This window comes from Pseudomonas sp. BF-RE-21 (genome assembly GCF_019947305.1).
Taxonomy (GTDB): domain Bacteria; phylum Pseudomonadota; class Gammaproteobacteria; order Pseudomonadales; family Pseudomonadaceae; genus Aquipseudomonas; species Aquipseudomonas migulae.
Map to the genome: position 1 here is coordinate 45,853 of NZ_JAGYGF010000030.1, position 22,163 is coordinate 68,015.

Sequence of the window (22,163 nt, forward strand, 5' to 3'; positions counted from 1 at the left end):
TATGAACCTTGCGAACTTGCGAAAGGAATTGAGCCCGTCATGATTCTGCCTTGGCTAATCCTGATCCCCTTCATCGGCGGCCTGCTGTGCTGGATGGGTGAGCGCTTCGGCGCCACCCTCCCCCGCTGGATTGCGCTGATCACCATGTCCCTGTTGCTCTCCCTCGGCCTCTGGCTGTGGGCCACCGGTGACTATTCATTTGCCCCGGCGCCTGGCGCCGACCCGACCTGGGCGCTTGAGTTCAAGCACATCTGGATCGAGCGCTTCGGCATCAGCGTGCACCTGGCCCTCGACGGCCTGTCGCTGCTGATGATCATGCTGACCGGTCTGCTGGGTGTGCTTTCGGTACTCTGCTCGTGGAAAGAGATTCAACGTCACGTTGGCTTCTTCCACTTGAACCTGATGTGGATCCTGGGCGGTGTCGTCGGCGTGTTCCTCGCCCTCGACCTGTTCATGTTCTTCTTCTTCTGGGAAATGATGCTGGTGCCGATGTACTTCCTCATCGCGCTCTGGGGTCACAGCTCTTCGGACGGCAAGAAAACCCGGATCTACGCGGCGACCAAGTTCTTCATCTTCACTCAGGCTTCCGGCCTGATCATGTTGGTGGCGATCCTGGGTCTGGTACTGGTCAACTTCAACGACACCGGCGTAATTACTTTCAACTACGCCGATCTGTTGAAAACCAAGATGTCGCTGACCACCGAGTACATCCTGATGCTCGGTTTCTTCATCGCCTTCGCGGTCAAGCTGCCAGTCGTACCGTTCCACTCCTGGTTGCCTGATGCTCACGCCCAGGCGCCGACCGCAGGTTCCGTCGACCTGGCCGGTATCTTGCTGAAAACCGCTGCGTACGGTCTGCTGCGTTTCGCCCTGCCGCTGTTCCCGAATGCGTCGGCCGAGTTTGCGCCGATCGCCATGACCCTCGGTCTGATCGGGATTTTCTACGGCGCGTTCCTGGCCTTCGCACAAACCGACATCAAGCGTCTGATTGCCTTCTCGTCCGTTTCCCACATGGGCTTCGTACTGATCGGCATCTACTCCGGCAGCCAACTGGCGCTGCAGGGCGCGGTGATGCAGATGCTGGCGCACGGTCTGTCGGCCGCGGCACTCTTTATCCTGAGCGGTCAGTTGTACGAGCGTACCCACACCCGCGACATGCGTGAAATGGGTGGCCTGTGGTCGAAGATCGCTTACCTGCCAGCCCTCAGCCTGTTCTTCGCAGCCGCGTCGCTGGGCTTGCCGGGCACCGGTAACTTTGTCGGTGAGTTCCTGATCCTGATCGGTACCTTCCCTGCTGCACCGTTGGTCACCATCATCGCGACGTCCGGTCTGGTGTTCGGTTCGGTCTACTCGCTGATCATGATCCACCGTGCGTACTTCGGTCCGGCCAAATCGGACGCGGTGCTGCATGGCATGGACGGTCGCGAACTGATCATGGTGGTCGGTCTGGCGGCATTGCTGATCTACATCGGCGTGTACCCGCAACCGTTCCTCGATACCTCTGCTGCGACGATGCATGGCGTGCAGCAATGGCTCGGCACCGCCTTCACTCAACTCGCTTCGGCCCGGTAAGAGCGCTATGGAATTCACGACTCAACACTTTATCGCGCTAGCGCCGTTGTTGATCACCAGCGCCACGATCATCGTGGTGATGCTGGCGATTGCCTGGCGCCGCAACCACTCGCAGACCTTCCTGATTTCCGTGGCGGGCCTGAACCTGGCGTTGCTGTCGATCCTGCCAGCCTTGAAAGTCGCGCCATTGGCCGTGACCCCACTGCTGCAGATCGATAGCTTTGCCTGCTTGTACATGGCGCTGATCCTGGTCGCCACCCTGGCCTGTGTGACCCTCGCCCACGCCTACCTCGGCGATGGCGGTTCGGGTTACCCGGGCAACCGTGAAGAACTGTACCTGCTGATCCTGATGGCCGCCGCCGGTGGCCTGGTTCTGGTCAGCGCGCAGCACCTGGCCGGGTTGTTCATCGGTCTGGAACTGCTCTCGGTGCCGGTCTACGGTCTGGTGGCCTACGCCTTCTTCAACAAGCGTTCGCTGGAAGCCGGTATCAAGTACATGGTGCTGTCGGCCGCCGGTTCCGCGTTCCTGTTGTTCGGTATGGCCCTGCTCTACGCCGATTCCGGCAGCCTGAGCTTTGTCGGTATCGGCCAGGCCCTCGCGGCCACCGGTCTGCCAAGCTCCCTGGCGCAGATGGGCCTGGGCATGATGCTGATCGGCCTGGCGTTCAAACTGTCGCTGGTACCGTTCCACCTCTGGACCCCGGACGTTTACGAAGGTGCTCCGGCACCGGTGGCGGCGTTCCTGGCGACCGCTTCCAAAGTCGCTGTGTTCGCAGTGATGGTGCGTCTGTTCCAGATCTCGCCAGCGGCGAGCAGCGGTGTACTCAGCGACGTGCTGACCATCATCGCCATCGCCTCGATCCTGTTCGGTAACCTGCTGGCCCTGACCCAAAGCAACCTCAAGCGTCTGCTGGGTTACTCGTCCATCGCGCACTTCGGCTACCTGCTGATCGCCCTGGTGGCGAGCAAGGGTCTGGCCGTGGAAGCCATCGGCGTGTACCTGGTCACCTACGTGATCACCAGCCTCGGCGCCTTCGGCGTGATCACCCTGATGTCCTCGCCGTACAACGGCCGTGACGCGGATGCCCTGTACGAATACCGCGGCCTGTTCTGGCGCCGTCCGTACCTGACCGCCGTACTGACCGTGATGATGCTGTCCCTGGCCGGTATCCCGCTGACCGCGGGCTTCATCGGCAAGTTCTACATCATCGCCACCGGTGTCGAGTCGCACCAATGGTGGCTGGTTGGTTCCCTGGTACTGGGCAGCGCCATCGGCGTCTTCTACTACCTGCGCGTCATGGTCACTCTGTACCTGATGGAGCCAAACCTGCGTCGCCACGATGCGCAACTGCATTGGGAACAACGTGCAGGCGGCGTGATGCTGCTGGCCATCGCCGTACTGGCGTTCTTCCTCGGGCTGTATCCGCAGCCGTTGCTGGCTCTGGTTCAGCAGGCTGGTCTGGCGGGTTGATCGCTTAGCGGTAGATCGTAGAAAACAGAAACGGCACCTTCGGGTGCCGTTTTTGCGTTTGTGGGGTTTGGTACTGATGTTTTCCCCCTCCTCTGGCGTACATATCCATTTTTGCGGTCACGGCGGCTATGGGTTTCGCCCTTACGGCGAGTCACTTGGAAGAGCCCCAAGTAACCAAGGGCTCTTGCCCCTTTCGTTCGGTGCCTCGCCATGGCTCGGCATTCCCTCGCTCCGGTCCTGCTCCGTGGGCCCGCCGCCATCGGCCATCCATGGCCGGGGGCGGCTAACCCGGCATCCATGCCGGGTTGCCCACTGCGCAGAACCTCCACTCGGCCTCTCGAGGGGGCGCTCAGATCAAAAGCGGAAGGCGAGCTAACGCTCGGCCTGATGAGTGGTGGAAAGCAAAAGCGTATGGGATTCCCTGTAGGAGCCGGCTTGCCGGCGAAAAACGTCTAGGCGACGCGTTCAATCAGACAGCACGCGTTATCGTTGACGTCCATCGCCAGCAAGCTGGCTCCTACAATTTTGAATCGTGTGAACCCAATCCCCTGTAGGAGCCGGCTTGCTGGCGATAGCGGTGGATCAGTCAACGTATGTATTGGCTGGACAGATGCTATCGCCAGCAAGCCGGCGCCTACAGGGGAACGTGTGCAACTGGGTGATCAGGTTGGCTGATACTGAAAAAGGCACAAACAAAAACGGCACCTTCCGGTGCCGTTCGCCTTTCTCAGTCCCGCCGTTTACTTACGCGCATCCGCCCACGATTTCAGCAGTTCGTTGTAGCTCACGGTTTCACCCTTAGGCTTTTCGTTCGCCAGTTTCGGTTTTGGTGCCCCCGGCTGATCGAACCAGTATTGCGCATCGCGCTCAGGGTTCATTTTCGGGGCGCAGGTGGCTTGGGCCTTCGAGCGTTCCAGACGGGACATGATCGCGTCCTGATCCTTGGCCAGACCATCGAGCAGCTCGCGGCGCTGACTTGAGTCGCCGCGCGCTGTACCCACCCACATGACGAAATTGTAATAACCCCATCACCTTGGCGTTATCCGCAGATTGCAACGATGTCTCCCGGCGATCACGCGGGTGGGCCCTGCCCTCCCGCCGAACAATAAAACCCACGCCGAAGAACGTTCCAGTTCTGCCGATCCCAAGGAGTGCTTGATGGTTAACAATACAAAAATGTCGATGGCGGCTTTAGCCGTGGTGGTCGGTTCGGGGCCGACCCTGGTGTTAGCGGAAGAAAAAGCCGAGGGGTTTATCGAAGGCAGCAGCCTGACGCTGCTCAACCGCAACTACTACTTCAATCGTGATCACCGTGACGGTCAGTCCAGTCCCACCGGCAACGGTTATTCCGAAGCCTGGGCCCACGCCATCATCAGCAAGTTTGAATCCGGGTTTACACAAGGCACTGTCGGGGTGGGTGTCGATGCGTTTGCGATGATCGGGTTAAAACTTGATACCGGTGATGGCCGCAACGGAGGCCGCAGTTCGTTCGACGTACTGCCGGTCAACAGTGAAGGCCAGGCGCGGGACGAATACACCAAGGTCGGGGGCGCGGCGAAAGTGCGAGCCTTTGATACGGTGGTTAAAGTGGGCGATGTCTTTCCCTCCAACCCGGTCGTCGCGGCAGGCGACTCCAGGCTGCTGCCGGAAAGCTTCCGGGGTGTCACCGCCACCAATACCAGTATCGAAGGCCTGTCAGTACAGGGCGGTCGCCTGCATGCGATGAGCCAACCGGTTTCCAGCGACATGCGCGAAAACTTCGCGACGTTCTACGCGGGGCCGGTCAATTCGCCGTGGATTGGTTACTTCGGTGGGGACTACGCACTCAACAACAACCTCAGCTTCAGTCTGTATTCCAGTCGCCTCAAGGATGCCTGGATTCAATACTACGCAGGCAGCGCGTGGACGTACCCGCTGTCGGATGACCTGTCGTTGTTTGGCGGCCTGAACTACTACACGGCTGTCGACGAAGGCAAACAACTGCTCGGCGAGTTCGACAACAACATCTGGAGCGGCCGCGTCGGAGTGAAACTCGGCGCGCACTCCGTGGCCCTCTCGCACCAGCGCAACAACGGCAATGACGACTTCGATTATCTGCGCCAATCCGATTCGATCTTCCTCGACAACTCCATCCAGTACAGCGACTTCAACTCGCCCAAGGAACGTTCGTGGATGGTGCGTTACGACCTCGACATGACGACCTATGGCGTGCCGGGATTATCGTTCATGACCCGTTACGCCCGTGGCACCGACGCCGACTATTCCAGCGCCAACGCCGTGTACATGCGCCGCGATACCGACGGCAATCCGCTGACCGACCAGAAGCGCTGGGAACGCGACATCGAAGTCAAATACGTGGTGCAGAGCGGCTCGTTGAAAGACCTGTCACTGCGTTTGCGCCAGGCCAATACCCGCGCCACTGCGTATGAATCGGATCTGGATGAAGTGCGGGTGATTATCGAATACCCGCTGGCGATTCTCTGAGTTACCCCTTCATACCCATTCACCTTTAGAAGCTCCTTGCTCCTTTGGTAAGAGGTGAATCCTTTGGCGTCCTTCGGGGCGCCTTTTTTTTCGCCCGCTGACTAACCGATTTTGTAGCGAGGGAGCGTGGTCCCGCTCGCTTGCGACTCCACGGCCGTGGGCTTTTCAGATGCGCGATATTAGAATGTCATCACTTTAAAACTGTAAATCAAAAGGAATGAATCGTGGTGGTACTAATAGGGTTGGTGGCGTTGTTTGGATTGCTGTCTTTGGTGGTGGCGGTTGTCGGGCTGATAGCGCCGACTGTTTTCAAGAGCAAAAAAACCGGCAAGGTCCCGACACGATGGACCTTGTTCATGGGTGGGTTGGGCTTCATGCTTCTGGCTTCTGCTCTTGTTGACTACCTCAACCCCAAAACTCAAGGCTTCGAGTCCGTGGCAACTGTTGAAGCAAACGCCAACCGTTCCGCAGACTCCATGGGTTTGACTGTCAATGAGTTCCATAACGCGTTCAACGACGCGGTAGGTCGATACAATAAGGAATTCAAAACTGCCGACTTTGAAGTTCAGACGGGTGGGGCCACCGACACGTTCTCGCATGCTTTCAGCCAGGACCTGGCGATGATGGGAACCATCGATAAAAATGACGGCAACGTGGACATGGTGATCCTTAACATTTCACCAAATGAGGAGCAATCACTTCAGATATTTTCTGTTCTGCTTGCGATCACTGAAGCACTCAACCCTGGCATCCCGGTTGAGCAGAACAAAAAAATGGTCATGGACGTTTTCCATGAGTCGGTCAAGAATTTCGACGCTAAAGAACCAACCGAGCGCAAGGTGGGCGACCTTAATTACTCAGCGACGACGACTCGTTACACAGGGATGATGTTTTCTATCGTAAAGAGCAGAAAAAACTGAGTCATCCAGCACACTAAAAAACCGCGCCCCTCAACGGGTCGCGGTTATTCAAGGAATGCCAAAGCGCTAAATCCCCCTTCATCAGCTAAAGGTGGATTAGTTACACAGAAGGCTCCCCATCTCCCAAACAACCTTTAAACACCCCGAATTGAAATACGCTCGGGGGATTGTGTGGCCTCAGCCACCGTTGTTTCGGCAGGCACCCGCCACGCTGTATTTGAGAGTGTTGAGCTGTCCTTTCGAATCCTCATAGGTCATGGCGGCGGGGGCGACAACGCAGGCCGGCTGCGGCTTCACAACGCTGACAATTTTCACTACATCCAGCTTCATGCCGTACTCATAGTCCTTCACTACCGGCGCCGCTTTGCCTTGGCTCACGGCGTATTGCTCCATGGCTTTGACGTTGGCGCTAAACGCGCGCTCAAAGGTTCGGTCGCCGCCCCCTTCGGCCAGTGCATTCTGAGACACGGCCATGACGCCGGCAAACGCGAGCAATTTGAAACCTTCCATATCCATATCCCTCCAGTGCGGAATCATGAAAAAGCCCGGCATCGGCGTTCGATGACAGGCTTGGTGCGATGCGGCACGCTTACAGATCCTTGGTTTTTTCGTCTTTCTTTTCGTTGACGACGACCGGATCGCGGGTCTGTTCCTTGGCGACGAACAGCTCAACGGAGCGGTCGTTGGCGGTCATCATTCTGTCGAAGGTGCGGTCACCGCCGCCTTCGGCCATCGCCAGAGAAGACATCACCAGAGCTGCTGCAACGGCACCGATTTGGGCAAGTTTCATGTTTGATTCCTCGTTTAAGTAGCTGACGGGATCAAGGTAACAAGCCGAACCTTTCGTGACGGTGGCGTGAAAATTACATATCCGTTATGTGGCACAAACTTGTGGGAGCGAGCCTGCTCGCGATGACTCAATAACATTCAACATTATCGTTTATTGACCCACCGCTATCGCGAGCAGGCTCGCTCCCACAGGGAAGAACTATGTAGCGGGTGTTACGTCCTCCTCACGGCGATGCGCCAGCTGGTACAGCGCGGGCAATATCAGCAGCGTCAGAATCGTCGAAGAAAGAATCCCGCCAATCACCACGGTCGCCAGCGGACGCTGCACTTCCGCCCCTGTGCCCGTTGCCAGGGCCATCGGAATGAAGCCCAATGACGCCACCAGCGCCGTCATCAACACCGGCCGCAGCCGTGTGAGTGCGCCTTCGGTGATCGCGTCGCCGAGTGAGCGCCCCTCCTCCCGCAGATTGCGGATAAACGCGATCATCACCAGACCGTTGAGCACTGCGACACCCGACAGCGCGATAAAACCGACACCCGCCGAAATCGACAGCGGAATATCCCGCAGCCACAGCGCCATGACCCCCCCGGTCAGCGCAAACGGAATCCCGGTAAACACCAACAGGCCATCCTTGAGGTTGTTGAACATCATGAACAACAACCCAAACACCAGCAGCAACGCCACCGGCACCACGATCTGCAAACGCCTGGCCGCCGACTGCAACTGTTCGAACTGGCCGCCCCAACTGATCCAGTAACCGGCCGGCACCTGCACGTCACGCTCGATCACCTCACCCGCTTCGCTGACGAACGAGCCGATATCGCGTCCGCGCACGTTGGCGCTGACGATCACCAGGCGCTTGCCGTTTTCACGGCTGACCTGATTCGGCCCGAGCACCAGATCGAGGCTGGCGACTTCCTTCAAGGCAATGAAACCGATCTGCGCCGCATCGCCATTCAGCGGCGCCGGCACCGGAATCAACAGCGCCGACAAGCCATCGATGTCCTTGCGCATGGCGTCGGACAAACGCACGACCATGTCGAAACGCCGGTCACCCTCATACAACGTCCCGGCCTGACGCCCGCCCACTGCCACGGCAATGGTGTCCTGCACATCGCCGACGTTGAGCCCGTAACGCGCAGCCTTGTCGCGATCGATGTTGATGGTCAGCACCGGCAGTCCGGTGGTTTGCTCGACCTTCACTTCAGAGGCGCCGTTGACCTTCTGCATGGCGGCGGCAATCTTCGCCGCCGTGGCGTTCAGCACGTCCATGTCATCGCCGAACACCTTGACCGCCACATCGCTACGCACGCCGGAGATCAGTTCGTTGAAGCGCAACTGGATCGGCTGCGAGAGTTCATAGTTGCTGCCCGGCAGCGTCGCGGCGGCGGCTTGCACTTCGGCCATCAGGGTTTCACGAGACTTGCCCGGGTCCGGCCACTGCTCCTTGGGCTTGAGCATCACGTAGCTGTCGGAGATGTTTGGCGGCATCGGATCGGAAGCGATTTCGGCGGTGCCGGTGCGGGCGAAGACACGTTCGACTTCCGGCACTTTGGCGAGGATCAGGGTTTCCAGTCGCTGCTGCATGCCCACCGATTGCGTGAGGCTAGTACCCGGCACGCGCAAGGCTTGCAAGGCGAAGTCGCCCTCGCTGAGGCTTGGTACAAACTCGCTGCCCAAGCGGCTGGTGACCACGCCACTGAGCACGATCACGCCCAACGCAGCGCCCACGGCTACCGCCCGATGGGACATCACCCAGGCCAGCGCCGGTGCGTAGACCTTGCGAGCACCGCGCATGACCACGCCCTCTTCTTCCTTGACCTTGCCGGTGACGAACAGCGCAATCGCCGCGGGCACAAAAGTCACCGACAACAGCATGGCACCAAGCAATGCGATAACCACGGTGAATGCCATCGGGTGGAACATTTTCCCCTCGACACCGCTCAGGGCGAAGATCGGCAGGTACACGACCATGATGATCAACTGGCCGAAAATCAGCGGCCGGCGCGCCTCTTTCGCCGCCGCAAACACTTCATGGAAGCGCTCGGAGCGGGTCAGTAAGCGCCCGTGATGCTGCTGCGCGTGGGCCAATCGGCGCAGGGTGTTTTCGACGATTACCACCGCGCCATCGACGATGATGCCGAAGTCGAGCGCGCCGAGGCTCATCAGGTTGGCGCTGACCTTGTTGCTGAACATGCCGGTGAAAGTGAACAGCATCGACAGCGGAATCACCATCGCGGTAATCAGCGCTGCACGGATGTTGCCGAGGAACAGGAACAAAATCGCGATCACCAGAATCGCACCTTCCACGAGGTTTTTCTTCACCGTGGCGATGGCTTTATCGACCAAGTGCGTGCGGTCGTAAACCGGCACGGCAATCACGCCCTCGGGCAAGGATTTGTTGATCTGCTCAAGTTTGCTGGCCACGGCCTGGGACACGGTGCGGCTGTTCTCGCCGATCAGCATGAACACCGTGCCAAGAACCACTTCGCGACCGTTTTCGGTGGCCGCGCCGCTGCGCAGTTCACGGCCGATGTCCACGGTAGCGACGTTCTTGATACGGATCGGCGTGCCGTCGACATTGGCCATGACGATGTTGGCTATGTCGTCGGTGCTCGCCACTTGACCCGGCGCACGGATCAACAATTGCTCGCCGCTGCGCTCGATGTAACCGGCACCGACATTGGCGTTGTTGCGCTCCAGCGCAGTGATCAGATCAGTGAGAGTCAGCTTGTACGCAGCCAGCCGTTTCGGGTCTGGCGCAATCTGATATTCCTTGGCAAAACCACCGATGGTGTTGATCTCGGCGACACCCGGCACGTTGCGCAATTGCGGCTTGATGATCCAGTCCTGGATCACTCGCAGATCGGTCGGCGTGTAGGGCGTTCCATCGTCCTTCAGCGCGCCCTCCTTCGCCTCCACCGTCCACAGGAAAATCTCTCCGAGCCCGGTAGAAATCGGCCCCATGACCGCTTCGGCGCCTTCGGGCAATTGCTCCTTGGCGATCTGCAAGCGCTCGTTGACCAATTGCCGGGCGAAGAACAGATCGGTGCCGTCCTTGAAGATCACCGTGACCTGCGACAGCCCCGAACGCGACAGAGAGCGGGTCTGCTCCAGCGCCGGTAAACCAGCCATGGCGGTTTCAATCGGGAAGGTGATGCGTTGCTCGGTTTCCAGCGGCGAGAACCCGGCAGCCCCGGTGTTGATTTGTACCTGGACGTTGGTGATGTCGGGCACGGCGTCGATCGGCAGCTTTTGATAGCTGGCGATGCCGAGGCCGGCCATGAGCAGAACGGCGAGCAGCACGATGATGCGCTGCTCGATGGCAAACTGGATCAGGCGTTCGAACATGGGGACCTTCCGGGATCAATGAGAGTGCGCGGCTGAGGCCTTGCCCAATTCCGATTTGAGAACGAAGCTGCCGGCCGCAGCGACTTGCACGCCAGGTTCGAGCCCTTGTGTGATTTCCACCTGGCCTGAGGCACGACTGCCCAGCTCCACCGCTTGCGCCTTGAAGCCATCGTCGGTGCGCACGAATACCGTGGGTTTGTCCTCGACGGTCTGGATTGCGGTTTCCGGTACGGCGACGCTGGCCTCACGGCTGTCTGTGGCGACCAGCGCAGTGACAAACAATCCCGGACGCCACGAACCTTGCGGGTTTTCCAGGGTGACGCGAACCGTTGCCGTGCGCGTTTGTTCACCGAGCAAACTGCCGACGTAAGCCACTGTGCCGGCGACTTCGGCGTTCAGTTCCGCCGCGCTGACGGTGACCGGTTTGCCCACCTGCACCTTGTTCAGGTCCTTGGGCGAAACGCCGAATGTCACCCACACCCGGGACAAATCCGAGAGCGTGAACGCGTTGCTGGTTTCGTCGACCACCTCCCCCGGCGTCAGGTGTTTTTCCACCACCACGCCGTCGAACGGTGCGCGCAACTCATAACGATTGCCGCCAGTGGCAACCATGCTGCCGCTGAGCACGCTAATTTTCTGTCGCGCATTGTTCAGGGCGATTTCAGCCTCTTCCAGTGCCTGACGCGCCTGGAGGAAATCCTGTTCGGCGGAGATTTTGTCCTGCCACAGTTTCTTCTCGCGTTCGTAGGTGGTGCGCGCCAAGGTCAGGCGCCGTTGCGCGGCGGCTTGCTCGCTGCGCTGATCGGAGATCTGCTGACTGGCGATCACCGCCAGCAACTGGCCCTTCTTCACCGACTGCCCGAGATTGACCGGCACCGACTCGACCACCCCCGGTACTCGAGGCACCACGTGCGCGGTGCGATCCTCATCGAAACGCACTTCGCCGGGGAACGACAAGCCGAGGCTGATGCGCTGCGCACGGGCCTCGGCCAATTGAATATCCGCCGCGGCGATCTGCTCGGTGCTCAATTCAATGTGCCCTTCTTCGGCATGCTCGCCCTCGGCGGCGGCGCCTTCTTCGGCGTGATCGGCATGCTCAGAGGCTTCATCGGCGTGCGCGTCGATGGACGCGTTGCCGGTCCACATCGAACCGATGCCGATGCCCAAAGCCAGGGTCGCCGCAGCGACCGCTATCAATTTTTTATCCATGGAAACTCCTCTGCGTCAGGCCATCGCGCAGTGATCAAAAAGATGAACTTCAGGGGATGACGGCGAGGTCGCCGAAAATGCGTTCGATGCGTACACGGGCGTCCGATGCTTCACTGACGGCCTGGATGTACTGGCTGCGGGCGCTGATGAGGGTGCGCTGGGCGTCGAGCACGTCGAGGAAACCGAACTTGCCCGTTTCGAAGCCGCGCGTGGCGCTGTCCACAGCGCTTTGCGCGGCGGGCAGAATGGTCTGATTGAACGCCTGGACTTCGCCGTTGGCGGTCTGCCACTGCGCCAGAGTGGTCTGGATTTCCGTGCGCAAACGCAGCTCGGTGGCGTTGCGCAGATCCCGCGCCTGATCGCTGCGTCGCGCTGCCGCCAGCACGTTGCCCTGATTGCGGTTGAACAACGGGATTGGCATCGATAGCCCGACCACGTTGACCCGCTCGCGCTCGGTTTCGCTGTATTGGCTGCCGATGCTGACGGTGAGATCGGGAATACGCTGGGACTTTTCCAGCCCTAAAGATGCCTCGCGCTGGTCGATCTGCAACGTGGCCAGACGCAATTCGGCGGTCTCATTCAGGCGTTCAAGCAAGCGCGTCGGTGGCGGCACGGCAGGCATGTCTTGCGCGGCCGTCTGCACCGTGGTCGAAGTTGGCAGCGGCGCGCCCATGACCTGCGCCAATTGTTGGTAGGCGTTGGCCTGATCGCGCTGGGCACGGCTCAGTTCAAGGCGCACTTCGGAAAGTTGCACCTGCGCTCGCGTGCCTTCGACCGGCGACGATTTGCCGGCGTCGATACGCCCCTTCGCCACCCGCAAACCGTGTTCGGCCAGCGCTATTGACTGGCGGGACAACTGCAAGCGTTGCTGCGCCGTCCGGGCACTGTTGAACGCCTGAATCACATCGGCGCGCAAGGCATTGCGCTTGCGCTCCAGCTCGATCCCGGCGGCATCCTGCGCACGGCTGGCGACGTCGATCCGCGCCCCGCGTTTGCCGCCCAGTTCTATCGGCTGGCTGAGCATCACCGTGGTGGTGCGTGAGTTGTGCCGGGTGTCTTCGGCCTCCCACGATACTTCGGGGTTAGGCATCAGACCAGCCTGTTTGCGATCACCCTCGGCGATGCCGATTTCCCACTGCGCGGCGGCCAGATCCGGGTTGCCGGCGAAGGCTGTTTGCAAGGCTTGGTCGAGGGTCAGGGTCGAGGCTTGCGCAAGACCCGCACTGGTCAGCAATGCCATGCTGCTGGCGATTAAAAAGCGCTTTTTCAGGCGTGATCGCGCCGTCAGTTCTATTAAACCGGGCAAGGGAGGAGTTCCTTTTTAATTAATGCCGCCACGGTAGGGTTTTGAACTTATCGACAAGATGACTGGAACATTACAAATCCGTTATCCACGGTTGGCGGAAGTTGTTTTGCTCTAGGATGCCAAGTGCAAGTGGCATTACCGCAATACATGGAAACAACTACACGGTAGTTATCCGCCGAACAGCACTTGCCTGAATAAAAGTCATGGGAATTTCAGATTTTTGCTGCGACAGGCTGTCGCGGACAGCCTATTTAAAGGCCTCAACCGTTGACCCTGTAGCCACTTCAGCCTTTACCGTGCACGCCACTCAGTTATTGAATCCAGTCCGGAAGCCCTTACAAAAACAACAACTTTCCCGACCACCTTAATTAAATGTCCATTAAATAAAAGTGGTGATAAATCATGCGAATCCTTGTCGTCGAGGACGAGCTTAAAACTGCCGAATACTTGCATCAGGGCCTGACGGAAAGTGGTTATATCGTCGACCACGCGGCAACCGGTGCCGATGGTTTGCATCTGGCGCAACAGCAGGCGTATGACGTGGTGATTCTGGACGTCAACCTGCCGGAACTGGATGGCTGGGACGTGCTGGAACAGCTGCGGCGCACCCACTCGACACGGGTGATGATGCTCACCGCACGCGGGCGCCTGGCCGACAAGATTCGCGGCCTGGATCTGGGGGCCGATGACTATCTGGTGAAGCCGTTCGAGTTCCCGGAGTTGTTGGCACGAGTGCGCACGCTGATGCGGCGCAGCGAAAACATCCCGGTGCCGCAGGTACTCAAAGTCGCCGACCTGGAACTCGATCCCGGCCGTCATCGCGCCTTTCGTGGCGAGCAGCGCATCGACCTGACCACCAAGGAATTCGCCCTGCTGCATCTGCTGATGCGCCAGTCCGGCGATGTGCTGACCCGCACGCAGATCATTTCGCTGGTGTGGGACATGAATTTCGACTGCGACACCAACGTGGTCGAAGTGTCGATCCGTCGATTGCGGGCGAAGATCGACGACCCGTTCGACAGCAAGTTGATCCACACCCTGCGCGGTGTCGGCTATGTGCTGGAGGCGCGGGAATGAAGCCGGCCAGCCTGTCGATGCGCCTGGGTCTGACGGTGAGTATTCTCGGCGCACTGTTGGTGGTGTTTCTGGCGATCCTTGCGTACTTCGCCCTGACCCATGAGCTGAATGCGCTGTCCCGGGACAGTCTGGAAAAGAAGATGGCCCAGGTCGAGCACAGCCTGTCGCTGTACGTCGATGCCAATGAAGTCAGTGGCAAGCCGCACATCCTGCTCGATCAGGTCATGGGTCATGACAACCTGACGCTGACGATTTATGACCGCTCAAACCTGCGCTCGCCACTGCTTAAATCCGGCTCGGGCCTGACTGATCCACGGGTTGAATTGAAAGCCGTGCGAAACACCAACGATCAGTTGACCTACTCCGACAGCACCGACGCTGAAGGCAGGAAATTCCTCACGGCCTCGAAGTTGATTCGTCTCAAGGACGGCAGCAGCGTGCCGGTGTTGCTATCGATGGATAACGCCCACGATCAGGCGCTGCTCAGCGCTTACCTGCGCTCGACGCTGATTGCCTTGCCGTTGCTGCTGATCTTCATCGGTCTCAGTGCCTGGGGCGCGGTGCAGCGCGGGCTGGCGCCGATGCGCGAGTTTCGCAAAGTGGCGGCGATGGTCTCGACCCAGGATCTCGACCATCGGCTGTCGGTGGTGAATATGCCGCAGGAACTGAGCGAACTGGCGTACGGCATCAACTTCATGCTGCATCGGCTTGATGCCGGGGTGCAGCAGTTGTCGCAGTTCTCCGATGACCTGGCGCATGAGCTGCGCACGCCGATCAATAACCTCATGGGCAAGGCACAGGTGACGTTATCCCGCGAACGTACGACCGAGGAATACAAAGACGTTCTGGTGTCGTGCACCGAAGAGCTGGAGCGTGTGGCACGGATTGTCTCGGACATGCTGTTTCTCGCCCAGGTCAGCCCCCCTTCGGCACTGGTGCCGTTCGAGTCGATTGCGCTGGAGGAGGAAGCGCTGAAAGTCGTGGATTTGTTTTCACTGTCGGCACAGGACAAGCAGATCCATTTGACGGTGCTGGGGAACGCGCAGGTATTGGGCGACCGGTTGATGATTCAACGGGCGATTTCGAATTTGCTGTCCAACGCACTGCGCCACTGCCCGAGCGGGAAAACGGTGACGTTGTTGATTGAGCAAGGCGCAAATCAGGCTTCGCTGCTGGTGAGCAATCCCGGCGCGGGGATTGAAGCACAACACTTGCCGTATCTGTTCGACCGATTCTATCGCGTCGACAGCAGCCGCTCGCGCTCGCAGGGCAGCACCGGGCTGGGTCTGGCGATTGTGCGCTCGATCATGTGCCTGCATCAGGGGGTAGCGGAGGTCAAGAGCTTGCCGGGGGCGGTGACGGTGTTCCGGTTGGGGTTTCCAGCGATTGAGGTGGTGGCGCACTGAGGCATCAGACTCGAGCTCTGCGCCGTCGGGGCCGGCCTCATCGCGGGCAAGCCCGGCTCCCACAGTGATCACCGTCGTCCGCAGAAGGTGTGAGCCCCCCTGAAACCTGTGGGAGTGAGCTTGCTCGCGATAGCGGTGTGTCAGGCAACAGAAGTGTTGAATGCAAATCAGCTATCGCGAGCAGGCTCACTCCTACAGGTATTGCGTCGGGCACACGTGCTGTGAACATCGCGGATCATTGTGGGAGTGAGCCTGCTCGCGATAGCAATGGATCAGGCACCAACAAAAACGGCACCTTCCGGTGCCGTTCGCCTTTCTCAGTGCCGCCCTTTACTTACGCGCATCTGCCCACGATTTCAGCAGTTCGTTGTAGCTCACGGTTTCACCCTTAGGCTTTTCGTTCGCCAGTTTCGGTTTTGGTGCACCCGGTTGATCGAACCAGTATTGCGCATCGCGCTCGGGGTTCATTTTCGGGGCGCAGGTGGCTTGGGCCTTTGAGCGTTCCAGGCGGGACATGATCGCGTCCTGATCCTTGGCCAGGCCGTCGAGCGCCTGTTGAGGGGTTTTGTCGCCGCTGGCGGCTTCGGCGATGTGGCTCCACCACAGTTGCGCCAGACGCGGATAGTCCGGCACGTTGGTCCCGGTCGGGGTCCATTGCACGCGGGCCGGGCTGCGGTAGAACTCGACCAGACCACCGAGTTTCGGCGCCAGGTCGGTCATCGCTTGCGAGTTGATGTCCGACTCGCGAATCGGTGTCAGGCCGACGATGGTTTTCTTCAGCGACACGGTTTTCGACGTCACGAACTGCGCATAGAGCCAGGCAGCCAGTTTCTGTTTCTCAGGCGTGGACTTCATGAACGTCCAGGAACCCACATCCTGATAACCCAGCTTCATGCCCTCTTCCCAATACGGACCGCGCGGCGAAGGCGCCATGCGCCATTTCGGTGTGCCATCGGCGTTCACCACGGGCAGACCCGGTTTGGTCATGTCGGCGGTGAAAGCGGTGTACCAGAAGATTTGTTGGGCGATGTTGCCCTGGGATGGCACCGGGCCGGACTCGGAGAAGGTCATGCCCGCCGCTTCCGGTGGTGCGTAGGCCTTGAGCCAGTCGACGTATTTGGTGGTGGCAAATACCGCCGCCGGGCCGTTGGTGTCGCCACCGCGAGTCACGCTGGAACCGACCGGGTGGCAGTCCTCGACGCGGATGCCCCACTCGTCCACCGGCAAACCGTTAGGCAAGCCCTTGTCGCCACCACCCGCCATGGAGAACCAGGCATCGGTGAAGCGCCAGCCCAAGGACGGGTCTTTCTTGCCGTAGTCCATGTGCCCGTAAACCCGCTTGCCGTCGATTTCCTTGACGTCTTCGCTGAAGAATTTGGCGATGTCTTCATAGGCCGACCAGTTCACCGGAACGCCCAACTCGTAACCGTACTTTTCCTTGAACTTGGCTTTTAGGTCCGCACGCTCGAACCAGTCGGCGCGGAACCAATAAAGGTTGGCGAACTGTTGGTCGGGCAGTTGATAGAGCTTGCCGTCGGGCGCGGTGGTGAAGGAAAGGCCGATGAAATCCTTGAGATCCAGGGTCGGCGAAGTGAAGTTTTTACCTTCATTGGCCATCAGGTCGGTGATCGATTCAGTCTTGCCGTAACGGAAGTGCGTACCGATCAGGTCCGAGTCGTTGACCCAGCCGTCATAGATGCTCTTGTCCGACTGCATCACGGTCTGCAGCTTTTCCACCACGTCGCCTTCCTGCAGCAAATCGTGGGTCACCTTGATCCCGGTGATCTCGGTAAAAGCCTTGGCCAACACCTTGGACTCATATTCGTGAGTGGTCAGGGTTTCCGAGACGACCTTGATGTCCATCCCGCGAAACGGCTCGGCGGCCTTGATGAACCACTTCAGTTCCGCGAGCTGCTGATCCGCCGTCAGGGTGGACGGCTTGAACTCGCTGCCGACCCATTTTTTCGCAGCTTCTTCGTAGGCATCGGCCCAGGCCGAAGCGCTCAAACCGCTGAGTGCCAGCATGGCTGCCAATGAAATGCTATGTCGCAGCTTATTGTTTTTGTCGAACATAGAGACCTCCTTTTAGGGTTTCGGAGCAACATTGCCGAGCGATTCGACTAGCCCCAACGCATCACAGCCAACAGCCACACCAGGGACAACGCGAACGCTACCCAGATGCTCCAGTCGGTGACGCCGATTACCAGCAAATGCAGGTAGGCGCTGCCGAGAAGACCGATAAACAACCGATCGCCACGGGTGGTGGCAATCGGCAAAAAACCACGCCGAAGAACGCTCGGCGAGCGTAGTTCCCACGTCGTCATGCCCACCAGAATCAGGCCAATGACGGTGAAGAACGCCGCTGTGGGGACAGTCCAACTCATCCATTCCATCATCAGTTCCTCATACTCGGCCGAGGGCAAAGCCCTTGGCCACGTGGTTACGGACAAACCAGATCACCAGCATGCCCGGCAGGATGGTCAACACCCCCGCCGCCGCCAGCACGCCCCAGTCGATGCCGGACGCCGAAACGGTTCGGGTCATCACCGCGGCAATCGGCTTGGCGTTGACCGAGGTCAGCGTCCGCGCCAGCAACAGCTCGACCCAGGAAAACATGAAGCAGAAAAACGCCGTCACGCCGATCCCCGAGCCAATCAGCGGCACAAAAATCTTCACGAAGAACTTGGGAAAACTGTAGCCATCAATGTAGGCGGTTTCGTCGATTTCCTTCGGAACGCCGGACATGAAGCCCTCGAGAATCCACACCGCCAACGGCACGTTGAACAGGCAATGCGCCAACGCCACGGCGATGTGGGTGTCGAACAGGCCGATCGACGAATACAGCTGGAAGAACGGCAACAGGAATACCGCCGGTGGTGCCATGCGGTTGGTCAGCAGCCAGAAGAACAGGTGCTTGTCGCCGAGGAAGCGATACCGCGAGAACGCGTACGCCGCCGGCAACGCCACGCTCAACGAAATCACCGTGTTCAGACTCACGTAATACAGCGAGTTGAGGTAACCGGTGTACCAGGCCGGATCGGTGAAGATCACCTTGTAGTTGGCAAAGGTAAAATCCTGCGGAAACAGCGTCAGGCCGCTGAGGATTTCGGTGTTGCTCTTGAAGGACATGTTCAGCAGCCAGTAGATCGGCACCAGCAGGAACAGGATGTAGATCAGCAGTGGAATCAGCTTTCTCTTGCTCATGGCGGGCCTCAGCGGTTGGCGTCAGAGTGAGTCATGGCGGTGTAGAACAGCCAGGACACCAACAGGATGATCAGGAAGTACACCAGCGAGAACGCCGCCGCCGGGCCAAGGTCGAATTGGCCGATGGCCATTTGCGTCAGGGTCTGGCTGAGGAAGGTCGTGGCATTGCCCGGCCCGCCGCCCGTGAGCACGAACGGCTCGGTGTAGATCATGAAACTGTCCATGAACCGCAGCATCACTGCGATCAACAGCACGCTCTTGAGCTTGGGCAACTGGATGTGTCGGAACACCGCCCAGGCCGATGCCCGATCGATCCGCGCCGCCTGGTAGTACACGTCCGGAATCGCCCGCAACCCGGAGAAACACAACAGCGCCACCAGCGACGTCCAGTGCCAGACGTCCATCACCAGCACCGTGACCCAGGCGTCCATGGTGTTGGCCGCATAGTTATAGTTGATGCCCATCGCATTGAGGCTCGAACCGAGCAAGCCGATGTCGGCCCGGCCGAAGATCTGCCAGATGGTGCCGACCACGTTCCATGGAATCAGCAGCGGAATCGCCAGGATGATCAGCACCAGGGAAGACCAGCGGCCCTTGGTCGGCATGGTCAGGGCGATGGCGATGCCCAGCGGGATTTCGATCAGCAATACGCAGCCGGAGTAGATGAACTGACGCAGCAACGAGTCGTGCAGCCGTGGGTCGAGCAGCACCTGTTTGTACCAGTCGGCGCCGACGAAGTAGCGGCTGGACTGGTCGAAGATGTCCTGCACCGAATAGTTGACCACGGTCATCATCGGGATCACCGCACTGAACGCCACCAGCAAAAACACCGGCAGCACCAGCCACCAGGCCTTGTTGTTCTGCACCTTGTTCATGGCAGCACCTCCAGCAGGTAATCATCGGCATAGACCATCAACCATTGCGCCGGAAAGCTGATGTACGCCGTGCCCTCCGGCACCGGTTTGTCTTCGGCCAACCGCACTTTCAACGTCACGCCGTCGAGGTTCAGGGTCATGATCTTGTAGGTGCCGAGGTCTTCGACGTGTACGACCTTTGCCTGCATCGCGTCGTCAAACGGTTCCTCCCACACGTGTACGAACTCAGGTCGGATGCCAACCTTCAGGGTTTTCCATTCGGACCCGGCGATGCGTTGCAGTTGCGCCTCGGACAACGGCAAATGCGTCGAGGCAAAACCGACACCGCCCGGTTGCGGCTGCACGTCGATCAGGTTCATCCCCGGGCTGCCGATGAAATAACCGACAAAGGTATGGCTCGGCCGTTCGAACAATTCCCGTGGCGTGCCGAATTGCACGATCTGCCCGCCGTACATCACCGCAATTTTGTCGGCGAAGGTCGAGGCTTCAAGTTGATCGTGGGTGACGTAGACCATGGTGATGTTGAACTGCTCATGGATCTGTTTGAGCTTGCGCCGCAGCTTCCACTTCAAGTGCGGGTCGATCACCGTCAGCGGTTCATCGAAGAGGATGGCGGAGACGTCATCGCGCACCAGCCCGCGGCCCATCGAGACTTTCTGTTTTTCGTCAGCGGTGAGGTTGCGCGCCTTCTTGCTCAGCAACGCCTGGAGGTCGAGGACCTCGGCAATTTCCTGCACCTTGCTGTGAATTTTCGCTTCGGCCATGCCCTGATTGCGCAGCGGAAAGGCCAGGTTATCGAACACCGTCATGGTGTCGTAGACCACCGGGAACTGGAAAACCTGAGCGATGTTGCGCTTCTCCGGGGTCAGGTCGTTGACCGCTTTGCCGTCGAACAGGACATGGCCCTGGGACGGGCTGAGCAACCCGGAAATGATGTTGAGCAAGGTCGACTTGCCGCAACCCGAAGGCCCGAGCAAGGCATAGGCACCGCCCTGCTCCCAGATGTGATCCATCTCGCGGATCGCGTAATCCTCGGGGCCGCTCGGCGTGCGCGTGTAACTGTGGGCGAGGTTCTGCAAACGGATTTCGGCCATCAGGCAACCCTCGATATACGGCGACCGGGCGCCTGGACCAGCCGCCCCTGCGCATCGAACACAAACAGTTTATGGGTCGGGATGTAGATGCGGATCGGCGCATCGACGTCGTATTCGTGAACCCCGGGCAAATGCAGCACCAGCAGGAAATGCTCGTTGCGCACGTGGAGGAAGGTTTCCGAGCCGCTGATCTCGGCGACCTCGACGGTCACTGCCAGTTCGAGGTCATCGTCGTTGCTCGGCACCAGCGAGATATGGCTCGGGCGCACGCCGAAGCGGAACTCGCCCTCGCCCACCGGGCGCAAATCGACGTTCAACGGGAAGTGCACGAAATTGGCGAAGCTGACTTCGTTGCCGGCGATGCGTCCGGGCATCAGGTTGATCGGCGGTTCGGAGAACAGCTCGGCGGCCAGCACCGATTGCGGCTGGTGATAGACCTCGGAGGACTTGCCGCTTTGAATCACCCGGCCCTCATGAAGAATGGTCGTGGTGCCACCGAGCGCCAGCGCTTCGTTGGGCTCGGTGGTGGCGTAGATGGCGATGGTGTGCCGCGCCTTGAACAGCTCGCGCATTTCCTGGCGCAGTTCTTCGCGCAACTTGTAGTCGAGGTTGACCAGCGGCTCGTCGAACAGGATCAGTTCGGCGTCCTTGACCAGCGCCCGGGCCATCGCGGTGCGCTGTTGCTGACCGCCGGAGAGCTCGAGCGGATAGCGCTGGAGAAACTTCTCGATGCGCAGCATCTTCGCGGTTTCCAGCACCTTGCTCTGGATCAGTTCGTTGGACACGCCGGCCTGACGCAGCGGCGAGGCGATGTTTTCGAACACCGTCATGGTCGGGTAGTTGATGAACTGCTGATAGACCATCGACACGTTGCGCAAGCGCACCGGGCGTTGGGTGACGTCGACGCCGTTCATCAGGATGCGGCCGCTGTCGGGCTTGTCCAGGCCCGCCATCAGGCGCATGAGACTGGTTTTGCCGGACAGCGTGCGGCCCAGCAAAACGTTGAAGGATCCAGGTTCGAAACTCAGGCACGCATCGTCGATCCAGGTCTGGCCCTCGACGGTGCGGCTGACGTGCTCCAGAGTGAGTGACATGGCTCGGCCTTTTTATTATTGGAGTCAAGCGACCGGAGCAGTAGAGCGAGTTTCATGCCAGAAATTGCAAGTGGTTGATCTGGTTTGGAAATCCGTGAAACAGCGGTGAAAGCGCTTTCGTTGCTGAACAGAAATGAACAACGACGACTGAACAATTGAACAATCGAACCGTTGACAATGAACAATAGTGAACAACACTCTACGGACTGTTCACGGTCCCTGTAGGAGCCAGGCTTGCCGGCGAAGGCGATTTCAAAGACGCCTTCGCCGGCAAGCCTGGCTCCTACAGGGCGCAGGCACAGAATTGCAG

18 protein-coding genes and 1 pseudogene are annotated in these 22,163 nt (G+C 59.4%); 6 read left to right on the forward strand and 13 right to left on the reverse strand.

Features of this window, described 5'->3' with window-relative positions:
* Positions 1–39: 39 nt before the first annotated feature.
* Positions 40–1,572 (forward strand): NADH-quinone oxidoreductase subunit M, encoded by a 1,533-nt coding sequence (gene nuoM, locus KGB25_RS19100; RefSeq protein ID WP_008032746.1) that lies wholly within the window; start codon positions 40–42, stop codon positions 1,570–1,572.
* Between the two features lie 7 nt (positions 1,573–1,579).
* Positions 1,580–3,043 carry an NADH-quinone oxidoreductase subunit NuoN gene (gene nuoN / locus KGB25_RS19105; RefSeq protein WP_008032749.1) on the forward strand — a complete coding sequence of 488 codons (1,464 nt, stop codon included), beginning with the start codon at positions 1,580–1,582 and terminating at the stop codon, positions 3,041–3,043.
* Between the two features lie 740 nt (positions 3,044–3,783).
* Here the strand turns inward: nuoN and KGB25_RS19110 are convergent.
* A pseudogene (locus KGB25_RS19110) lies at positions 3,784–4,005 on the reverse strand (carbohydrate ABC transporter substrate-binding protein); the annotation flags it as partial.
* 196 nt (positions 4,006–4,201) lie between these two features.
* Here KGB25_RS19110 and KGB25_RS19115 point away from each other — a divergent pair.
* Positions 4,202–5,527, forward strand: coding sequence for an OprD family porin (locus KGB25_RS19115; protein ID WP_223436231.1), 1,326 nt, complete (start codon positions 4,202–4,204; stop codon positions 5,525–5,527).
* A gap of 224 nt (positions 5,528–5,751) precedes the next feature.
* Positions 5,752–6,447 (forward strand): hypothetical protein, encoded by a 696-nt coding sequence (locus tag KGB25_RS19120; protein WP_223436233.1) that lies wholly within the window; start codon positions 5,752–5,754, stop codon positions 6,445–6,447.
* Positions 6,448–6,624: 177 nt separating this feature from the next.
* On the opposite strand, the gene KGB25_RS19125 is transcribed toward KGB25_RS19120, so the two are convergent.
* From KGB25_RS19125 to KGB25_RS19145, 5 genes are all read right to left on the reverse strand, one after another.
* Complete coding sequence (locus KGB25_RS19125; RefSeq protein ID WP_223436235.1) at positions 6,625–6,957, reverse strand: DUF2790 domain-containing protein; 333 nt, start codon at positions 6,955–6,957, stop codon at positions 6,625–6,627.
* 79 nt (positions 6,958–7,036) lie between these two features.
* A complete protein-coding gene (locus KGB25_RS19130) occupies positions 7,037–7,237 on the reverse strand; it encodes a co-regulatory protein PtrA N-terminal domain-containing protein (RefSeq protein WP_223436237.1) in 201 nt (66 codons plus the stop codon).
* 198 nt (positions 7,238–7,435) lie between these two features.
* Complete coding sequence (locus KGB25_RS19135) at positions 7,436–10,588, reverse strand: CusA/CzcA family heavy metal efflux RND transporter (RefSeq protein WP_223436239.1); 3,153 nt, start codon at positions 10,586–10,588, stop codon at positions 7,436–7,438.
* 15 nt (positions 10,589–10,603) lie between these two features.
* Positions 10,604–11,797, reverse strand: a complete 1,194-nt coding sequence (locus KGB25_RS19140) for an efflux RND transporter periplasmic adaptor subunit (protein WP_223436241.1) — start codon at positions 11,795–11,797, stop codon at positions 10,604–10,606.
* Positions 11,798–11,846: 49 nt separating this feature from the next.
* Complete coding sequence (locus tag KGB25_RS19145) at positions 11,847–13,103, reverse strand: TolC family protein (protein ID WP_223436243.1); 1,257 nt, start codon at positions 13,101–13,103, stop codon at positions 11,847–11,849.
* A gap of 402 nt (positions 13,104–13,505) precedes the next feature.
* On the opposite strand from KGB25_RS19145, the gene KGB25_RS19150 reads away from it, so the two are divergent.
* Both KGB25_RS19150 and KGB25_RS19155 read left to right on the forward strand, forming a co-directional pair.
* Positions 13,506–14,180, forward strand: coding sequence for a heavy metal response regulator transcription factor (locus KGB25_RS19150; RefSeq protein ID WP_223436245.1), 675 nt, complete (start codon positions 13,506–13,508; stop codon positions 14,178–14,180).
* The gene (locus KGB25_RS19155) at positions 14,177–15,586 is read left to right on the forward strand and encodes a heavy metal sensor histidine kinase (RefSeq protein ID WP_223436246.1); all 1,410 of its coding nucleotides are present in this window, start codon (positions 14,177–14,179) and stop codon (positions 15,584–15,586) included. Before KGB25_RS19150 ends, KGB25_RS19155 begins: the two co-directional genes overlap by 4 nt.
* A 330-nt stretch (positions 15,587–15,916) precedes the next feature.
* Here KGB25_RS19155 and KGB25_RS19160 read toward each other — a convergent pair whose 3' ends face one another.
* The 7 genes from KGB25_RS19160 to KGB25_RS19190 form a co-directional block, all read right to left on the reverse strand.
* Complete coding sequence (locus KGB25_RS19160; RefSeq protein WP_192227326.1) at positions 15,917–17,659, reverse strand: extracellular solute-binding protein; 1,743 nt, start codon at positions 17,657–17,659, stop codon at positions 15,917–15,919.
* A gap of 47 nt (positions 17,660–17,706) precedes the next feature.
* On the reverse strand, positions 17,707–17,979 hold the full coding sequence (locus tag KGB25_RS19165) for a DUF2160 domain-containing protein (protein WP_032829048.1): 273 nt from the start codon (positions 17,977–17,979) through the stop codon (positions 17,707–17,709).
* Positions 17,980–17,989: 10 nt separating this feature from the next.
* The gene (locus tag KGB25_RS19170) at positions 17,990–18,790 is read right to left on the reverse strand and encodes a carbohydrate ABC transporter permease (RefSeq protein WP_017339615.1); all 801 of its coding nucleotides are present in this window, start codon (positions 18,788–18,790) and stop codon (positions 17,990–17,992) included.
* Between the two features lie 8 nt (positions 18,791–18,798).
* On the reverse strand, positions 18,799–19,665 hold the full coding sequence (locus tag KGB25_RS19175; protein ID WP_008032762.1) for a carbohydrate ABC transporter permease: 867 nt from the start codon (positions 19,663–19,665) through the stop codon (positions 18,799–18,801).
* Complete coding sequence (locus tag KGB25_RS19180; RefSeq protein ID WP_223436248.1) at positions 19,662–20,759, reverse strand: ABC transporter ATP-binding protein; 1,098 nt, start codon at positions 20,757–20,759, stop codon at positions 19,662–19,664. Before KGB25_RS19180 ends, KGB25_RS19175 begins: the two co-directional genes overlap by 4 nt.
* A complete protein-coding gene (locus KGB25_RS19185) occupies positions 20,759–21,853 on the reverse strand; it encodes an ABC transporter ATP-binding protein (protein ID WP_008032765.1) in 1,095 nt (364 codons plus the stop codon). The genes KGB25_RS19180 and KGB25_RS19185 overlap by 1 nt, the downstream gene beginning before the upstream one ends.
* Positions 21,784–22,163: hypothetical protein (locus KGB25_RS19190; RefSeq protein WP_223436250.1), on the reverse strand; the 380-nt coding region annotated here is incomplete at its 5' end. The genes KGB25_RS19190 and KGB25_RS19185, both read right to left, overlap by 70 nt.

Excerpts from the sequence above, each read along its gene's own strand:
- nuoM (WP_008032746.1), top strand. The coding sequence starts at position 40 with ATGATTCTGCCTTGGCTAATCCTGATCCCCTTCATCGGCGGCCTGCTG.
- nuoN (WP_008032749.1), top strand. The coding sequence starts at position 1,580 with ATGGAATTCACGACTCAACACTTTATCGCGCTAGCGCCGTTGTTGATC.
- KGB25_RS19115 (WP_223436231.1), top strand. The coding sequence starts at position 4,202 with ATGGTTAACAATACAAAAATGTCGATGGCGGCTTTAGCCGTGGTGGTC.
- KGB25_RS19125 (WP_223436235.1), bottom strand. The coding sequence starts at position 6,957 with ATGGAAGGTTTCAAATTGCTCGCGTTTGCCGGCGTCATGGCCGTGTCT.
- KGB25_RS19130 (WP_223436237.1), bottom strand. The coding sequence starts at position 7,237 with ATGAAACTTGCCCAAATCGGTGCCGTTGCAGCAGCTCTGGTGATGTCT.
- KGB25_RS19135 (WP_223436239.1), bottom strand. The coding sequence starts at position 10,588 with ATGTTCGAACGCCTGATCCAGTTTGCCATCGAGCAGCGCATCATCGTG.
- KGB25_RS19140 (WP_223436241.1), bottom strand. The coding sequence starts at position 11,797 with ATGGATAAAAAATTGATAGCGGTCGCTGCGGCGACCCTGGCTTTGGGC.
- KGB25_RS19150 (WP_223436245.1), top strand. The coding sequence starts at position 13,506 with ATGCGAATCCTTGTCGTCGAGGACGAGCTTAAAACTGCCGAATACTTG.
- KGB25_RS19155 (WP_223436246.1), top strand. The coding sequence starts at position 14,177 with ATGAAGCCGGCCAGCCTGTCGATGCGCCTGGGTCTGACGGTGAGTATT.
- KGB25_RS19160 (WP_192227326.1), bottom strand. The coding sequence starts at position 17,659 with ATGTTCGACAAAAACAATAAGCTGCGACATAGCATTTCATTGGCAGCC.
- KGB25_RS19165 (WP_032829048.1), bottom strand. The coding sequence starts at position 17,979 with ATGGAATGGATGAGTTGGACTGTCCCCACAGCGGCGTTCTTCACCGTC.
- KGB25_RS19170 (WP_017339615.1), bottom strand. The coding sequence starts at position 18,790 with ATGAGCAAGAGAAAGCTGATTCCACTGCTGATCTACATCCTGTTCCTG.
- KGB25_RS19175 (WP_008032762.1), bottom strand. The coding sequence starts at position 19,665 with ATGAACAAGGTGCAGAACAACAAGGCCTGGTGGCTGGTGCTGCCGGTG.
- KGB25_RS19180 (WP_223436248.1), bottom strand. The coding sequence starts at position 20,759 with ATGGCCGAAATCCGTTTGCAGAACCTCGCCCACAGTTACACGCGCACG.
- KGB25_RS19185 (WP_008032765.1), bottom strand. The coding sequence starts at position 21,853 with ATGTCACTCACTCTGGAGCACGTCAGCCGCACCGTCGAGGGCCAGACC.